At 40.6% G+C, this 1,132-nt stretch carries 1 protein-coding gene; it reads right to left on the reverse strand.

The window, feature by feature from the left end; genetic code table 11:
• Positions 1-400 precede the first annotated feature (400 nt).
• A complete protein-coding gene (locus ACCI49_RS24730; RefSeq protein WP_371841925.1) occupies positions 401-880 on the reverse strand; it encodes a serine hydrolase in 480 nt (159 codons plus the stop codon).
• Positions 881-1,132 lie beyond the last annotated feature (252 nt).

Consider the following 1,132-nt stretch of genomic DNA (forward strand, 5'->3'; position numbering starts at 1 on the left):
AAAGTGCTTTCTCACATGAGAATGTTACAAAAGAAGCCCGCGCGTGTAGCAGCCTACTTCCGACACGAATCAATTAGGTACGCAGCATAACCGAACTATTTGTTCGCCGGGTTAATAGTAACTCCACCAACTGAGTTCTCCTTCCACCAATCGCATTTAATACCCGAAACCAAGGTACATTATTTTTTAGACGCTGATAATTAATGGGCTGCCGGCTAATATATGCAGCCGAGAAAATACAGCTATCGACACCAATATGCTAGTGACAAGAATTAACCCAATTATGAGCTTTTGAAAAATTCTCAATAAGCACCAACATCTTTGGATAAGGAGTTTTGAATCAAATGGGGTGCTTTTTTACACCCATAAGGCTGGAATGATTACTTATTCACAATCGATTTTATACTTCAAATCCGGGTATATACTCCACTGCAATTCGGTCAACAAACTGAATGGGTAATCCGCCAAGCAGGTTGATAAGAACAACTATAGATAAGCCATCCTCTGGATAGTAAATCATAGTCACGGCATTACCTCCACTTGCGCTTACAGTGCTATGTTTCTTTCGGTTAATTACCTGCCACCCCATCCCATATCCATTTTCGTAGTGATTGAATCCAGCAGTTTCATCATACTCAAGTGTAACCGGTGTCCAAAGCATCGTTAAATCTTTAACTAATTTACCTGACTGTAGGGTAATTAGATAATTTGCAATCTCTGCTGCAGTGGCACTCATCCCCGCAGCTGCTCGCATAATATATGGAAGTTCACCATAGAAATTTTCATGTTCGCCGCTTTCACAGTTAAAAATATACTGTCTGGCTTGGTTGGCTATTGGGCGTTCTACATGAGTAATGCCAGCGCTAAGTTTTATACACAAGTTTTTCCAGTTTTATTATAAAAATCAATGAGTTACAGTTTTGGCATAGTAAGAGCTACAGATTTGGATGGGTAATTAGTCGACCCTGAAAAAAGTCTCCAGACCTTGTGGCACTAGGACTACGTGGATATATGACATAGCCATTTCGACCAGTTTTCGCTATTCTGATCCAAATTTCTGGTCGAAATGCTCAAGGATAATGATGCTCACGGACACCGATCAGTACCAACAAACCAGCTTTTTTGGCACCGA

This window comes from Microbulbifer epialgicus (genome assembly GCF_041447265.1).
Lineage (GTDB): Bacteria > Pseudomonadota > Gammaproteobacteria > Pseudomonadales > Cellvibrionaceae > Microbulbifer > Microbulbifer epialgicus.